The organism is Pseudarthrobacter sp. R1 (genome assembly GCF_024494415.1).
Taxonomy (GTDB): domain Bacteria; phylum Actinomycetota; class Actinomycetes; order Actinomycetales; family Micrococcaceae; genus Arthrobacter.
Genome location: NZ_JAMKFI010000008.1, coordinates 692,375 through 707,443, shown reverse-complemented (window position 1 = coordinate 707,443; position 15,069 = coordinate 692,375). Strand labels below are relative to the sequence as shown.

The 15,069-nt window shown below is 65.6% G+C and carries 14 protein-coding genes; 6 read left to right on the top strand and 8 right to left on the bottom strand.

Features of this window, described 5'->3' with window-relative positions; translation table 11 throughout:
• Positions 1 to 229 precede the first annotated feature (229 nt).
• The 3 genes from mnmA to M8J71_RS14115 all read right to left on the bottom strand — a co-directional run bounded on the left by mnmA (position 230) and on the right by M8J71_RS14115 (position 3,453).
• A complete protein-coding gene (gene mnmA / locus M8J71_RS14125) occupies positions 230 to 1,360 on the bottom strand; it encodes a tRNA 2-thiouridine(34) synthase MnmA (protein ID WP_256248481.1) in 1,131 nt (376 codons plus the stop codon).
• A 143-nt stretch (positions 1,361 to 1,503) separates the two neighbouring features.
• Positions 1,504 to 2,733 carry a cysteine desulfurase family protein gene (locus M8J71_RS14120; protein ID WP_256248480.1) on the bottom strand — a complete coding sequence of 410 codons (1,230 nt, stop codon included), beginning with the start codon at positions 2,731 to 2,733 and terminating at the stop codon, positions 1,504 to 1,506.
• Positions 2,734 to 2,787: 54 nt separating this feature from the next.
• The gene (locus M8J71_RS14115; protein WP_256248479.1) at positions 2,788 to 3,453 is read right to left on the bottom strand and encodes a helix-turn-helix transcriptional regulator; all 666 of its coding nucleotides are present in this window, start codon (positions 3,451 to 3,453) and stop codon (positions 2,788 to 2,790) included.
• Positions 3,454 to 3,540: 87 nt separating this feature from the next.
• Here M8J71_RS14115 and M8J71_RS14110 point away from each other — a divergent pair, with 87 nt between their 5' ends.
• Positions 3,541 to 3,963 carry a hypothetical protein gene (locus tag M8J71_RS14110; RefSeq protein WP_256248478.1) on the top strand — a complete coding sequence of 141 codons (423 nt, stop codon included), beginning with the start codon at positions 3,541 to 3,543 and terminating at the stop codon, positions 3,961 to 3,963.
• Here the strand turns inward: M8J71_RS14110 and M8J71_RS14105 are convergent.
• Positions 3,960 to 4,607 (bottom strand): hypothetical protein, encoded by a 648-nt coding sequence (locus tag M8J71_RS14105; protein ID WP_256248477.1) that lies wholly within the window; start codon positions 4,605 to 4,607, stop codon positions 3,960 to 3,962. The genes M8J71_RS14110 and M8J71_RS14105 overlap by 4 nt on opposite strands.
• A 254-nt stretch (positions 4,608 to 4,861) precedes the next feature.
• Here M8J71_RS14105 and M8J71_RS14100 point away from each other — a divergent pair, with 254 nt between their 5' ends.
• The 4 genes from M8J71_RS14100 (at position 4,862) to M8J71_RS14085 (ending at position 8,034) form a co-directional block, all read left to right on the top strand.
• Positions 4,862 to 5,806, top strand: a complete 945-nt coding sequence (locus M8J71_RS14100) for a J domain-containing protein (protein ID WP_256248476.1) — start codon at positions 4,862 to 4,864, stop codon at positions 5,804 to 5,806.
• A gap of 22 nt (positions 5,807 to 5,828) precedes the next feature.
• Positions 5,829 to 6,296: a tRNA (cytidine(34)-2'-O)-methyltransferase gene (locus M8J71_RS14095; protein ID WP_163162896.1), complete on the top strand. Its 468-nt coding sequence runs from the start codon at positions 5,829 to 5,831 to the stop codon at positions 6,294 to 6,296.
• Positions 6,297 to 6,536: 240 nt separating this feature from the next.
• A complete protein-coding gene (gene sigK / locus M8J71_RS14090) occupies positions 6,537 to 7,145 on the top strand; it encodes an ECF RNA polymerase sigma factor SigK (RefSeq protein ID WP_256248475.1) in 609 nt (202 codons plus the stop codon).
• Positions 7,146 to 7,155: 10 nt separating this feature from the next.
• Positions 7,156 to 8,034 (top strand): anti-sigma factor, encoded by an 879-nt coding sequence (locus M8J71_RS14085; protein ID WP_374114846.1) that lies wholly within the window; start codon positions 7,156 to 7,158, stop codon positions 8,032 to 8,034.
• A gap of 90 nt (positions 8,035 to 8,124) precedes the next feature.
• On the opposite strand, the gene M8J71_RS14080 is transcribed toward M8J71_RS14085, so the two are convergent.
• From M8J71_RS14080 to M8J71_RS14065, 4 genes are all read right to left on the bottom strand, one after another.
• Complete coding sequence (locus M8J71_RS14080; protein WP_256248473.1) at positions 8,125 to 8,904, bottom strand: PIG-L deacetylase family protein; 780 nt, start codon at positions 8,902 to 8,904, stop codon at positions 8,125 to 8,127.
• A 3-nt stretch (positions 8,905 to 8,907) separates the two neighbouring features.
• Complete coding sequence (locus tag M8J71_RS14075) at positions 8,908 to 9,861, bottom strand: electron transfer flavoprotein subunit alpha/FixB family protein (RefSeq protein WP_256248472.1); 954 nt, start codon at positions 9,859 to 9,861, stop codon at positions 8,908 to 8,910.
• 14 nt (positions 9,862 to 9,875) lie between these two features.
• Complete coding sequence (locus M8J71_RS14070; RefSeq protein ID WP_256248996.1) at positions 9,876 to 10,676, bottom strand: electron transfer flavoprotein subunit beta/FixA family protein; 801 nt, start codon at positions 10,674 to 10,676, stop codon at positions 9,876 to 9,878.
• 274 nt (positions 10,677 to 10,950) lie between these two features.
• On the bottom strand, positions 10,951 to 12,621 hold the full coding sequence (locus M8J71_RS14065; RefSeq protein ID WP_256248471.1) for a trypsin-like peptidase domain-containing protein: 1,671 nt from the start codon (positions 12,619 to 12,621) through the stop codon (positions 10,951 to 10,953).
• A 286-nt stretch (positions 12,622 to 12,907) separates the two neighbouring features.
• On the opposite strand from M8J71_RS14065, the gene M8J71_RS14060 reads away from it, so the two are divergent.
• Positions 12,908 to 14,953 carry a TPM domain-containing protein gene (locus tag M8J71_RS14060; RefSeq protein ID WP_256248470.1) on the top strand — a complete coding sequence of 682 codons (2,046 nt, stop codon included), beginning with the start codon at positions 12,908 to 12,910 and terminating at the stop codon, positions 14,951 to 14,953.
• The last annotated feature ends 116 nt before the right edge of the window (positions 14,954 to 15,069 follow it).

The window sequence follows — 15,069 nt, the reverse complement described above, 5'->3', positions numbered from 1 at the left end:
CTTTCTGTTCGATGAGTACGCGCCCCGCCGGTCGCTGCAGGATGGCTTTGCATGGGCAGGAGCGCGCTGTGCTGATGCCTAGATTCAATCAGAGAGTCAACCCCCAACACGGGCCATTTTGTGAGTTGAGACACAAAATTTACCTGAATGATGCAATGCTCTCAGTTGCGGGCGGCACAACGAAGAACACCGCCCCGGTTGAATCTGGGCGGTGTCTGGAATGAATGGTCTAGAGCGCGGCGCGCTGGAGTGAGCGTGCGGCGTCGATGGTGGCCTGGCCCAGTACCCGGCTGCCTTGGTAAAGGACCACGGTCTGCCCGGGGGCGACGCCGCGCAGCGGCGTGTTCAGCCGAACCACCAATTCAGCGCCGGAGCCTTCTTCCTGGGCTTCCATCCGGGCCGTCGCGGGGACGGGGTCGCCGTGCGCCCGGACCTGGGCGTAGCAGTCGAAGTCCTGGCCCGTTTCCACTTCCGCAATGGGCAGGCCGGCCCAGGACACCTTGATGCCCCTGATTTCGTCGATGGCCAGCAGGGCTTCGGGACCCACCACCACCTTGTTTTCCTTGGGCCGGATCTCAAGGACAAACCGGGGCTTGCCGTCGGCGGCGGGGGTGCCAAGTTTCAGGCCGCGGCGCTGGCCCACTGTGAAGGCGTTGGCACCGGGGTGCTCCCCCACCTTGGCACCGGTTTCGTCCACGATGTCGCCGGTGGTCATGTCGATCTTTTCGGCGAGCCAGCCGGCGGTGTCGCCGTCGGGGATGAAGCAGATGTCGTGGCTGTCGGGCTTGTTGGCCACGGAGAGTCCGCGGCGTTCAGCTTCCGCGCGCACTTCAGCCTTGGAGGGCGTGTCGGCCAGCGGGAACATGGAGTGCTTGAGCTGCTCGTGCGTCAGGACGCCCAGGACGTAGCTCTGGTCCTTCGCCCAGTCAGCGGCGCGGTGCAGTTCGCGGTTGCCGTCGGCGTCCTCGATGACCTTGGCATAGTGTCCGGTGCAGACGGCATCGAAGCCCAGGGCGATGGCCTTTTCCAGCAGCGCCGCGAACTTGATCCGCTCGTTGCAGCGCATGCACGGGTTGGGGGTGCGGCCTGCGGCGTATTCGTCGATGAAGTCCTGGACAACGTCCTCTTTGAAGCGCTCAGAGAAGTCCCAGACGTAGTAGGGAATGCCCAGGACGTCGCAGGCGCGCCAGGCGTCCCGGGAGTCCTCGATGGTGCAGCAGCCACGGCTTCCGGTCCGCAGTGTGCCGGGCATGCGGGAGAGCGCCAGGTGGACCCCGACGACGTCGTGCCCCGCCTCGACGGCGCGGGCGGCGGCGACGGCGGAATCAACTCCGCCGCTCATTGCTGCTAGGACTCGCATATTGGCTTTCTTTTGGGGGTGTTTGGCGGTTCTTGGCCGTGTGGTGCCGGACGGTGCTGGCTGGACGTGCTGCCGAAAACGCAGGCAGGGTCCCGGGAAACGAACTTGGCCTATCTATTCTACGGCCTCTGGCAAATGCACGGTCAGCGAGCGCCCGAACCTTGCCGGGCAACGGTACCGGCCGTCTGGATGGAGGACTCGTGGCCGGCCATTCCGGCCTGCCGCGCCCGCGCGTAGGCATTGGGAAGGGCGGCCAGCAGCGCATCGACGTCCTCTGCCTTCGAGGAGTGTCCCAAGGTGAAGCGCTGGGCGCCGCGCGCTGTTTCCTCGTCCAGTCCCATCGCGAGCAGCACGTGCGAGGGCCGCGGCACGCCCGCGGTGCAGGCCGACCCGGTGGATGATTCCACTCCGGCCAGGTCCAGGAGGAACAGCAGGGAGTCCCCTTCGCAGCCGGGGAAGGTGAAGTGGGCGTTGCCGGGGAGCCTGCCGGCGGCGGGTGCACCGCGCAGGACTGCTTCCGGCACCTGCCCGCGGACGCCGTCGATCAGGCGGTCGCGGAGTGTGGCGATACGCTCCGATTCAGTGCCGAGGTTCGCGACGGCGGTTTGGGCCGCCGCGGCGAAGGCTGCGATCGAGGCGGTGTCCAGTGTGCCTGAGCGGACGTCCCGCTCCTGGCCTCCGCCGTGCTGGACCGGCGTGAGTTTCACTGACCTTCCCAGCAGCAGGGCGCCCACCCCTACAGGTCCGCCAATCTTGTGCCCGGAGACGGACATGGCATCCAGGCCTGATGCCTTGAAATTAACCGGCAGCGATCCGAACGCCTGGACCGCATCGGAGTGGACGGGAACACCCACCGCATGCGCCAGTTCCACCACGCGCTCGACGGGCTGGATGGTACCCACCTCATTGTTCGCCCACATCACGGTCACCAGGGCGATGGTGTCCGGGTCACGGGAAAGCTCAGCCTCCAGGAACGCCAGGTCCACCAACCCGTCGCCGTCCACCGGAAGCCAGGTGACCTCGGCGTCCTCGTGCCGCTCCAGCCACTCCACCGTGTCCATCACTGCATGGTGCTCGACGGCGGAGCACAGGACGCGCCGTCTTGCGGGGTTTTCGCCGAGCCGGGACCAGTAGAGGCCCTTGACGGCAAGGTTGTCCGATTCGGTGCCGCCGGACGTAAAGATCACCTCGGAGGGATGGGCGCCTGCCGCTGCGGCGAGGGCTTCCCGTGCATCTTCCACGGTGCGGCGTGCCCTGCGGCCGGAGCCGTGAAGAGAGGACGGATTTCCGGTGCGGGCAAGTTCACGCGTCAGGGCAGCCAACGCCTCGGGAGAAAGAGGGGTGGTGGCTGCATGGTCGAGGTAAACGGGCACCCTGTAATTCTAGCCGTCCTGCCCCCACAGGTCCGGCCCCAGCATGTGGCGAATTTAGGCTGGCGGCGTGATCCTGGCACAGCAGTGGCCGGGCAGGTCGGCAGGTGCGACGCGGTCCGGGGAGGTGTCGAAGCGGCTTGCGGCGCCCCTCAGGAACGCACCGTTCATGGTGCACACCACCCCCGGATGCCCGTCGGAAAGGCGGTGGAAAGGGCAGTTTGGCAGGAGGAAACCGCCGTCGCCATCCGGCTCGGGGCGGTAGCCGGACTGCACGAGGAAGTCCTCCAGGGTCTCCGCCGTTTCAGCGAGGGAGCAGCCCTTCCGGAATGACTCGGCGGGCAGGGAATCGGCGACTGGCTCACCTCCGGCGGTGGACCGCTCGATCGCTGCTGCCATTAGTTCGCCGGCGAGGTCGTAGTTCCGGTCCGGCACTGACGCCCCGATTTCACCTGCCACCGGCCGGTACATTTTGGCCGGGCGGCCCGAGCCCGGTCCCGACTTCCCCGGCGGCTTGTGGAACTCAACCGCCAGCAGGCCGTCCTGAACCAGCCGGTCCAGGTGAAAGGAGACCGTGCTGCGGGGAATTCCGGTGGCACCGGCCACCTCGTCCCGGCCTACGGCCCCCGGGGAAGCCGCCACGAGCTCAAAAAGCTGGCGGCGCTTTTCATCACCAAGGGAGGCGAGGGCCGCCATCCGGCCCGCCCAGGAAAGTCTGCTCATTGCCCACCAATCCAAAGTCAAGATGTCTTGATTATAGATCCTCCTAAACTCTAAAATAGCAGAACCTACTTTTAGAAGGAGTCAGCTGTGAAAACCACATCAGCACTGCGCGCCAACGCCACCACGACCAAGGCCCCGGCGCGGCAGGCCTTCCTGTTGCTGCGGACCGTTTTTACCGTCGCACCCATCGTCTTCGGACTGGATAAGTTCACGAATATCCTCGCGGACTGGACCATGTACCTCGCGCCGCAAGCCACGGCCCTGGTGCCATTGCCCGCCCAAACCCTGATGTACGTCGTCGGAGTGGTGGAAATTATTGCCGGCATCGCCGTAGCGGTCCGTCCGCAGTTCGGGTCGCTCCTCGTGGCCGCCTGGCTGGGCGGAATCATCCTCAACCTGCTGCTGCTCGGAGCCTTCTTCGACGTGGCACTTCGTGATTTTGGGCTGCTCGTCGGAGCCCTGGCCCTCAACCGGCTGTCCCGGTGGACCGACAAGCCCTCCGGCAGCTAGGCCGAAGGCGGCAGCACCGGCAGGAACCTGGCCACGTCACCGCGTGCCGCGGCCAGGGATGCGGGGTCCGGGCATGACACGGAAACGTAGACCGATGATTCCGCAGTTCCAAAAAGCCTGGCCAGCACCGCTGTCGCCCTGCCTCCGGCCGCCGCAGCCTGTTCCAGGACCAGCACGTCAACCGCGCGGCCCGGGGAGGAGTCATCCCCTCCCCACCGCAGCGTCCCGGCTTTGAGGTAGTCCGGCAGGATCGTGGGATCCAGGTACTGGAACAGAGCCACAGTGGACTCGTGGTCCCCGCCCCTGGCCAGCACGGATTGGTTTGTCCGGACCTTTGCGGCCACCAGGCAGCCATCCGCCTTCAGATATTGGCTTTCGCCGGCAACAGCGTCCTTCACCATTTTCCAGCCGGGCGCGTCCTTCAGTCCGTCCGAGATCCCCACCGGTACTCCAGGGGCCAGGATGCCGCCGGCGGAGAAGGGCAGGTCCTGCGCCGCCACTGCCTCGGCGTCATGGCCCGGAGTGATGGTGGGCGTGGCAACTACCGGGACGCTTTCCACGGGTTCCGGCGCCGCAGGGTCAGGAACGCCAACACTGCAGCCCCCGGTCAACACTGCGCCGAGCACGGCAGCGGCCAGCGGCACTCTTCCCGCACGAACCCTATGGGCCCGGCCCGCCGTCGTCGGCTTTTGCATGCGCACCCCACTACATTCCCTGCCCGGCCCCCGCGGCCGCCATCCCCAAGAGTCTAAACGCGTCCCCGACTGTCCGAATGGGCAACAGGAGGGCGACCGGGGAAACCTGAACGCCGGCACGATCGTTGTCAGGGCAAGGGCCGATATGCTGGGCCGACAGGGCTGCCCCCGCGGACTGGCCATACCGACAGAAGGATGAGTGCTTGACCGAGAGCAGCTCGCATTATCAGGTGCTTCGTGTGGCAGTCACCGCCACCGAGAAGGAAATTAAGGTGGCCTATCGGCGCGCCGCCCGGGTTGCCCACCCCGACCACGGCGGGGACGCTGCCGCTTTCCGCCGGGTAACCAGCGCCTACGAAACCCTGATTGATCCACAACGCCGGAAAGCCTACGACCGCTCCTACGCAGCCGGCACCGCCGGGGAAAACCAGGATTCGGAGCCGCACTTTGATGCACCGCCGGCGGGCAGCCGGGCTTCGGCCACCGTGCACAGGACCGGCGGCAGCCGCAACACTGCCGGAGACCCTCCGGTCTACGTTCCGCCCTACGGTCCAGCGGACGGTGACGTAGTTCCCCTGATCCCGCTGGCTGAGGCACGTCAGCAGATTCACGGCATGCCGCGGAAGCGCGGGATCTTCGGGGCCGAAGCGCGGATCCAGCGCGAGATGCGCACCGTCCAGCTCCTGACCCGCCAGGTACTCCCCGTCATCCCGGCGGCGCGGCTCATCAACGGGCTCCAGTCTCCGGCGGACAACAGCCACATCGACCACGCCGTGCTGTCCGGCTACCGGCTGGCGCTGATCGGCTCCATGCTTTTGCCCAAGGGCGCCTATGCCTGGGACGGCAGGACCCTGAACCACGGCGGACGCTCGGTTGCCCCGCCGCAGCTGGCGCACATAGTCCGTGCCATGCAGGACATCTTTCCGGAGTTGAACGTCACCGGCTGGACGGTGGTGCACAGCCCGGGCGGGAATCTTCACGAGCCGGTGATCGACCAGCATCGCCGTTCGGCCGGCGCACTGGAGACCGTCCGGATTGTGAATGCCGCGGGCATGGTCCGGGGCCTGAAGGAGTTCCTCGCGTCCGGTCCGGCTCCCAACACTGTCAACGTTCCTGTACTGGCCAGGTTGCTGGGCGGCATGCACTGACGGCGTTGACTAGGATGGGATGGTGTTCCGCATCCTCTTCCACGCCCCCGAAATCCCCGGCAATACCGGCAACGCCATCCGCCTGGCCGCCATCACCGGCGCTGAACTTCATCTGGTGGAGCCCTTGGGATTCGACTTTTCGGACGCGAAACTCCGCCGGGCCGGCCTGGATTACCATGACCTCGCCGTCGTCACCGTTCACCGGAGCATTGACGACGCCTGGCAGCACCTCCAACCGGAACGCGTTTATGCCTTTACGTCGGACGGAACCGCCAGCTACGCGGACATCGCTTACCAGCCGGGCGATGTCCTGATGTTTGGCCGGGAATCCGTTGGCCTGCCACCGGAACTGAAAACGGATTCCCACGTCACTGCCACCGTTCGGCTGCCCATGCTGCCCGCCCTGCGCTCGCTCAACCTCGCCAACGCCGCTTCCATCGCCGTCTACGAAGCCTGGCGCCAGCAGGGATTTGCCGGCGCGCGGATCTAAGGCCGCGGGTCTGCTTTGGTCTGCTTCACCCGGCCGGAAGGATGCTGCCGGAATGCGCGGCTAAACAATATCGGCCCCGGCCCATCCACCTCCGCAGCTGCGCCGAATAACTCCTGAGAACATTCCACAGCGATTAAGGAGCGGCAGGTGACACTTCTCCGGGAAGGTTCCAGGTCAGCTCACCGCATCCCCGGCGGCACTGCTAAGGATTCATCTCCTGGAGACTTATGCTTGGTAGTGATGGAAACTCCCAACGCGCCTCATTCCGAGGCTCCGGCCACGGTGGCGGAAACGCCGGCCGACGTCAACCAGCGACTTGTTGCCCTGCTGCAGCAGACAGCCGACGGCGACCGCACGGCATTCGCGGAGTTTTACCGACTCACGTCCCGGCGCGTCTACGGTATGGCGCGCAGGGTTCTCGTGGATGCTGAACTCAGCGAGGACACCACGCAGGAGGTATTCCTGCAGGTCTGGCAAAGCGCGGCCAAGTTCGATCCGGCCGCCGGCAGCCCGCTGGCGTGGCTCATGACCATTTCGCACCGGCGTGCTGTGGACAAGGTCCGGTCGGCCCAGTCGGCCACCGACCGTGAAGCCCGCTACGGTGCCAGCACCCAGGACATCGACCACGACAGTGTCTCCGACGAAGTGGGAAGCAGGCTCGAAGCAGAGGCTGTGGTGCGGTGTCTTGGCACGCTGACGGAGACACAGCAGGAATCGGTTCGCCTCGCCTACTACGGCGGGCTCACCTACCGCGAAGTCGCAGAACGCCTGAACGCCGCGGTTCCCACCATCAAGTCCCGCATCCGCGACGGACTAATCCGCTTAAAGACCTGCCTGGGGGTGAGTTGAAATGACCGAAATGAATAACGGACGCGGCGGCCGCTCTGGCGCCTTCGGCGATACCGTCTCTGCTGACCTCGCCTCCGGCCGCGCCGTTGACCTGGCCGAACTGTACGCCCTGGATGCAGTGACGGATGAGGAACGCCGTACCATCGAGCAGTACATTTCAACGGCTCCGGCGGCGGAACGGGACTCCTTCGACGAACGCGTCCGCCAATCCAGGGAAACCCTCACGCGCACGTTCAAGGCGGAGGAAGAACCGCCGGCTGACCTTTTCGACCGGATCGCCGCCCAGTTGCCCGCCCAATTGCCTGTCCAGGACGCGCGCCGGGATTCGGGCGTCGCTCCTTCCGCCGGCTCCGCCTCCTTCGCGGGTGCCGGGGAGGATTCCAATGACGAACTGGCCCGGGCACGGCAGCGCCGGGAGGAACGGCGCAGTGAGGAACGACGCCAGCCGGCCGGAGCCCGCCGCTGGCTCGCCGGAATCGCAGCGGCAGCAGCGATAGCCCTGGGCGGAGTTGGCGTGGGCTCCTACATTGCGGACCAGAACGACCCCCTGAACCAGGTGGTCCGGGCAGGGGACCTGCGGGAGGCCTCAGTGGACGTTGCCGGCGGCGGTACTGCCACCGTCCAGATTTCCTCGTCCGAGGATGCAGCCGTTGTCAGGATGAAGGACGTTCCTGCCCCGCCCGAGGGCAAGGTTTACCAGATGTGGCTGATTCCCAAGGACGGGTCAGCACCTGTCTCGCAGGGGCTGATGGACGCGGAAGCGCTCTCCAAACCCGCAGTAGTGGAGGGCATCTCCTCTGCGGCAGCGCTCGGGATCACTGTCGAGCCCGTCGGCGGCTCCGAGTCCCCCACCCTGCCCACCGTCGCCGCAGCCGCCTTGGACGCCTAGCACCGGCCCGGCGAAGCATCACAAAGGCGCCCAGCGGCATCCGGAAGGAAAGCCGTGGGGCGCCTTTTTGTGTTCGGGAACGCCGGTTCCCTAGAAACCGGCTATGGTTCCGGGTCCGTTGACCGCTACTACGTGGAACGCTTCAGCGCTGTGCCCGGCGGGAAGTCCGGCACGGGCAGCATTCGCGTGCATGCCCTGGCGTACGGCTGATTCCATGGCTTCGACGTCCGGGTGCTGGCTGACGTGTACATGGATGGCCTCGAGTTTGGCGCCCACGTGCGCGGTGACATCAACGAAGTGGTTTTCCCGTTCGTCCGGCCCCGCGTACAGCCACAGCCACGGAAGCTTGTACGCCTCCAGCCCTGCCTCGGCGAGTTCAGGGTAGGCAAACGGATTCTCCAGGGCCGGATAAACCGCGCGTGTCACGGCCTCCCCCACGGCGAGGTGGTCCGGATGGCTTTTCTGGATCCGCCGCCAGTTCCGTTCCGGATGCATGGCAAGTACGACGTCGGGACGAATTTCGCGGATGAGCTTCACCACTCCACGCATCACCTCGTGCGAGGGTTCGAGGTAGCCGTCACGCTGATGGAGGTAGTGGATGTCGGTCACCCCCACCAGTTCGGCAGCGCGGCGCTGTTCGGCGTCGCGCATGGCAATGATGTCCGCACGGTGTGCCGGGTCGAAGCCGCCCGCGTCGCCGTCGGTCATGATGCAGTAGCTGACCTGCACCCCTGCCGCCGTCCAGGCCGCGATGGTGCCGGCAGCACCGAAATCAATGTCGTCCGGGTGGGCCGCAAAACAGAGCACCCGTCCAATCCGGTCCGTGGCCGGATTGAACGGGCTCTCCGCCTGCAAAGTGTAGGCAGTCAATAATCAGCCTTTGCGCTTCTTGATCTCTGCAGTGGCTTGCGGGAGGACATCGAAGAGGTCTCCGACAACGCCGAAGTCCGCGATCTCGAACACTGGGGATTCGGCGTCCTTGTTCACCGCGACAATGACCTTTGCGGTCTGCATGCCGGCCTTCTGCTGGATGGCACCGGAGATACCTGCCGAGATGTACAGCTGCGGGGAAACGGTCTTGCCGGTCTGTCCCACCTGGGCGTCGTGGCTGATCCAGCCGGCGTCGGTGGCTGCGCGTGAGGCTCCCACGGCCGCTCCCAGTGCGTCTGCGAGTTCCTCCACGGGCCCGAAGTCGCCGTCGAGGCCGCGTCCGCCTGCCACTACGATCCGGGCGTCGGTAAGGTCCGGGCGGCCGCTGGCAACCTTCTGCTCGCGGGCCGTGATCCGGGCCGCGGCTTCAGTGCTGCCCACCGGAACGTCAACCGTGCCGGTTTCCGGCGTGCTCGGTGCGGCAGCCGGCTCCGGGACCACGTTGTTGGCTTTGAGGGTCAGCACGGACACGGGTGTGGTGGTTTTGCACGCGGTGTTATAGGAACCGGCGAGGACCGACTTGTGGGCTGTTCCGTCAGGATCCACGGCGACAACGTCGGTGATAACACCGGCGTTGAGGCGGATTCCCAGGCGGGCGGCAATTTCCTTGCCCTCCGGAGAGTTGTCGAGCAGCACGGTGGTGGCCCCGGTGCTCTGCGCTGCGGCAGCAAGGTAAGCGGCCTTGGGTGCCACGAGGTAGTCGTCCAGGTCCTGCGCGGAGGGGCGAAGGACAGCGCTGACCCCGTACTCGCCGAAAGCAGCTGCTACGTCGTTGTGCAGTTCCCCGTTCAGGGCAACAACGCTTTCCCCAAGGGAACGTGCCAGCGTCAGCAGCTCAAGGCTGCTCTTCTTGAGCGAGTTGCCGGGGTTGTCAATGAAAACAAGTACTTTTGCCATGTCGATGTTCCCTCTTAGAGCAGCTTCTGGGCGGCCAGGAAGTCAACCAGCTTGATGCCGGCGTCGCCTTCGTCGGTGATGATGGTGCCGGCGGTGCGCGGCGGCCGTTCCTCGGCATTGGTAACTGTGGTCCACGAACCGGCGTGCCCCACCTGGGCGGGTTCCACTCCAATGTCGGCGAGGGACAGGGTGGTGATGGACTTGCGCTTGGCGGCGATGATGCCCTTGAAGTTGGGGTACCGCGGCTCGTTGATCTGATCCGTCACTGACACCAGCGCCGGGAGGGCTGCCTCGACGGTTTCCGAGCTCGTGTCCGCGTCGCGGCGTGCCACGAGGCGGCCGCCGTCCACCTCCAGGGACGAAGCGAACGTGACCTGGGGAAGGCCAAGGCGTTCGGCCAGCTGCGCGGGGACCAGGGAGGTCTCGCCGTCGGTGGAGGCCATACCGGTGATGATCAGGTCCACGGGCGCATCCTGGCCCAGGTAGCGGACAGCTGCCGAAAGTGCCAGTGACGTGGCGGCCGCGTCGGAGCCCGCCAGGGCATCGTCGGTCAGGTGCACGCCCTCGGTGGCGCCCATCTGAAGGGACTTCTTGACCGAGTTGACCGCACCGGCGGGGCCCATGCTCAGTGCGATGACCTGGTTGCCCGCCTTGCTGCCGCCGCGAGCCTCGGCGAGCTGCAGTGCCGCCTCGAGGGCATATTCGTCCAGCTCGGACAGGATGCTTTCATCACGGTCCGTCGTGTAGCCCTCCCCGTTGAGGTGACGGTCGAACTGGGCGTCCGGTACATGCTTGACCAGGACGATGATCTTCAATGTCTTTTCCACTGTATCGACAGCAGCCTTCCATGCTTGTGGACAGCCAGCCGGGTAGGGTCATGGCCGCGGAATGCCCGGCGTACGGGTAGCTCCTAGCTAACCATATAGGCGCACCCGTGCGCCGTCTTGCGTTAACGCCTGTGTCAGCACTCCCTTGACGCCGGTGCCGGCCTTCCCCCACGGGGTGGAAACAACGACGGCGACGCCCCCTCCCGAAGGTGGGGACGCCGCCGTCGTACTGCTGCTGCGCGGTTGGCGCCGCGTACGGCACCTAGCTCGCTGCGGTGCCCAGCGTGACGTCGAACGTCTGTTCCTGGCCGTTGCGCAGTACGGTGATCTTCACTTTGGAACCGCCGGGCTGCTCACGGACAGCCGCGGTCAGTTGCTCGGGTTCACCGACTGCAAGGTCGTTAAACCTTGTGATCACGTCACCCACCCTGATTCCTGCCTTAGAGGCTGCCGAGTCCGGTTCCACGGTGGCGACGTCCGCGCCCACCGAGAACTCTGAGGACGCGCTTGTGCCCTTCGGCTTGACGCTGACACCCAACTGTCCGTGCGAGGCCTTGCCCGTCTCGATGATCTCGTTGGCCACCCGCTTGGCGTGGTTGATGGGGATGCTGAAGCCCACTCCGATGTTGCCGCTCGAGGAGGACAGCGAGCCGGATCCGGCCGATGCGATGGCCACGTTGACGCCAATGATCTCGCCGCTGCTGTTCACCAGGGCGCCACCTGAATTGCCGGGGTTGATGGCGGCGTCCGTCTGGATCACGTTGATGGAGATCTGGCCCTGTGCCGCCGATTGCTGGCTCTGGCCGCCGTCCGGAGGCGCAAACTGGAACCCGCCTTCGTCGTTGCCCTCGGCGTTGTCGCCCTCTTCAGGGGCTGCGGCTGAGGCGACGCTGATGGTCCTGTTGAGCGTGGAGACGATGCCATCCGTCACCGTTCCGGTCAGGCCCAGCGGCGAGCCGATGGCAATGGCGGTGTCCCCGACGTTGAGCCTGCCGGAGTCGCCCAGGGTGGCAGGGGTGAGGCCTGAAGCGTTGTCCACCTTGATGACGGCAAGGTCTGACAGCGGGTCGGTACCAACCAGCTTGGCGGTGACCACCCTGCCATCGCTGGTGCGGACTTCAAGGGCGGCGTTGGCCGTCTGTCCGTCCAGCGTGACCACGTGCGTGTTGGTGAGGATATTGCCCTGGTCGTCCAGGACGATGCCTGAACCTGTACCGCCGGCGCCGTTGCTTGAAGCGCTGATGGTCACCACGCTCGGTGATGCCTTCAGGGCGGCAGCCGTTATGGCATTTACATCGTCCTGGTTGTTGACGATGACCGTTCCGGGCTGGCCGTTGCTGCTGGTAATGGCAGCGGAGCCCGGGCTGTCAAAGGCCTCGCCGCCCGCAACGGTCGCTACGCCGCCGCCCACCAGGCCGGCCGCGAGGATGCTGGCCACCAGGGTCCCGACGCCAAATGACGCCTTCTTGCGGGGGGCATCCTTCGGATTCGGAGCCAGTCCCGGATGACCGCCGGGGGCGTGGTGCTGGCTCTGGCCGTAGTAGCCGTCGTGGGGCTGGGATTCGTGGGGTTCATTGTGTGCGGGCTGGCCAGAAGGCTGGCCATAAGCAGCCTGCCCATAGAACGGCTGGCGCTGCGGATAGGGCTGGCGCTGGGGATAGGGCTGGCGCTGCGGGTACGCCGGCCGCGCTCCCGGAAGCTCTTGGGTGGGGTTATCCCCCGGGTTCGTCTGGTCCAGCTGTTCAGTCGGATACTGGCGCGGACCGGGAGCCCCATTAGGTGCATGCTCCGTGGAACGCGGGGCGGCCGTGCTATCCGCATCCTGAACCTCGCCAGGATCGTTCCCCGGCTGCGTTGGGTGCTGCTGCCAGGAATCCTGCCGCCCCGGGCCGCGGCCCTCCGGAGCGGCACCGGGGGTTTGGTTCTCAGTCATGGGACTTCCTTTCATCCTCGTCTGAATTAACTATGGACTCCCTCCCTGTAACAAGCTCGGATGTTTGCTGAGAGCTTGCTGTGGACTTCTCCGAGGACTGTTTTGGCGCTTCCCGCGACGTTTCGCTGGTGGCATATTCGACTCGATGGACGGCCTGTGGGGTGCACCATAGAATCAAGATGATTGCCACAGCGACCTGCGGCTACACACATGCGTGGGGGCGCTGCTGCATTCTGAGACGACCGGTTCGTCCCGAATCGGTGTCAGGCGTGCTGAAGGGTTGCACATGCGGTCAAAGTTCATACGTATTCTCGCCGTGATCGGCCTTACCGGCCTGCTGGCGGTTCCCGCCGCGGCCGCGTGGGCAGAGGATCCGGTGACATTGGATCCGGCATCAAAGATAGTCGATTCCGCCGGTGTCCTGGGTTCCCAAAAGGGCGAAGTACAGGAAGCCATCAAGAAGCTCGGCACTGACCACGCGACCGTGCTCCACGTCGTTACGGTCAAGAAGTTCGAGAACCCGGCTGATCGGGAAGCATGGACGGACGCCGTAGCCGAAAAGGCGAGCCTCGGACCTAACGCCTTGATCTTCGCGGTCGCCACCGATACCCGGCAGTACGTCCTGAATAAGGGCGGCAGCAAGATCACCGCGGCCCAACTCGAGAACATCAAGAGCAAGGCCATTGGTCCGCAGCTGGCTAATGACAACTACGCCCAGGCAGCAATTAACGCTGCTGCGGCAATCGGCGATGCTGCCGGAGGCGGCAGTGGCAACGTCCCTTCCGGTGACGGTGCCGGGGCAGCCGTACTGGTGGGAACCGGCGTGGTTGCCGCAGGCGGTGCGGGCGCCTACCTGTACTTCCGGAACAAGCGCAAGAAGGCTGCTGCCCAGGCATCCAGCGCGAGTTACGGTCCGCAGGGTGCCGAAGTCGATCCACTGGCTTCCCTGAGCGTAGAGGAGCTTCGCCGCAAGAGTGGATCCCTCCTTATCGAGGCCGACGACGCGATCAAGTCCAGCGAGCAGGAACTGCTGTTCGCCCAGGCACAGTACGGTGATTCCGCCGTCGGCAACTTCACCAAGGCGCTGGAGGAAGCCAAAGGCCACATGACGGAATCGTTCAAGCTGCAGCAGCAGCTGGACGACCACATCCCCGACACCGAAGAACAGCAGCGTACGTGGCTGGGCGAAATTATCCGCCGTTCGGAAGCCGCACTCGCCTCGCTCCAGGAGCAGAAGGCGGACTTCGATTCCCTCCGCGAACTTGAGAAGAACGCCCCGCGGGCATTGGCAGCCGTCAACGCCGGGGCCCGTGAAGCGGATTCGAAGATCGCCAGCGCTGAGCAGTCCCTCACCGCGCTGCGGGCCAAGTACGCGGAGAGCGCACTGGCACAGGTTTCGGACAATATCCTGCAGGCCAAGGAACGGCTCGCCTTCGTCCAGAACGCCTCCGCCACTGCGGAGCAGAAGCTGGCTCAAGGCGAAGGAAGCCTAGCCGCCGTTGCTGTCCGGGCCGCAGAAGAGAGCCTGCACCAGACAAACGTCCTCATCGATGCAATCGCCAAAGTTTCGTCCAGCCTGGATGAGGCCCGAAGCGGCCTTGATGCGGCAGTAGTTGACACGTCCCAGGACCTTGCCCAGGCACGGGCCATGATCCAGTCCGGCGCGAATCCCGAGCTCGCCGGACCGGTGGCGGCCGTTGAAGCTGCACTGGCACAGGTCAAGTCAGAGATCCAGGGCGGGAAGATCGATCCCATCGCCACCCTGCAGCGCGTCGAAACGGCACACCAGTCGCTCGACCAGTCACTCAGCGGCATCAGGGACCAGCAGGAACAGGCGCGCCGGGCCCAGGCATCACTTCAGCAGACCATCATGTCCGCCCAGGCCCAGATCAGTGCTACCTCCGACTACATCACTGCCCGCCGCGGCGGCGTGGGAACGGAAGCACGCACCCGGCTGGCAGAGTCGCAGCGCAACCTGGATTACGCCCTGTCCATCGCACGCACTGATCCGGTGACAGCCCTTACTTACGCCCAGCAGGCGCACGCACTGGCGGCGCAGGCAGCCCAGCTGGCACAGGCCGATGTTGACCACTTCGACGGCTACGCCAACCAGGGCTACGGCCGCGGCGGCATGTTCGGCGGAGGCGGCGGAGGCGGGCTGGGAGGCGCCATCCTCGGCGGCATCCTGATCAACTCCATCCTCAACGGAGGCGGTGGCGGCGGCTGGGGCGGCGGCCACAGCGACGGTGGTGGATGGGGCGGCGGCGATTTCGGCGGCGGAGGAGACACGGGCGGCTGGGGCGGAGACTCCGGCGGCGGTGGAGACTTCTAACCCGCCCGGCATCATCCCTGGCCGGAACGGCACTTGAGCCCATTGGCCTGGCGCCCAGGCGCAGTACAAAAACGTTCACTGATTTCAGTGGTCAACACAGAGCAGGACGAAAGGTA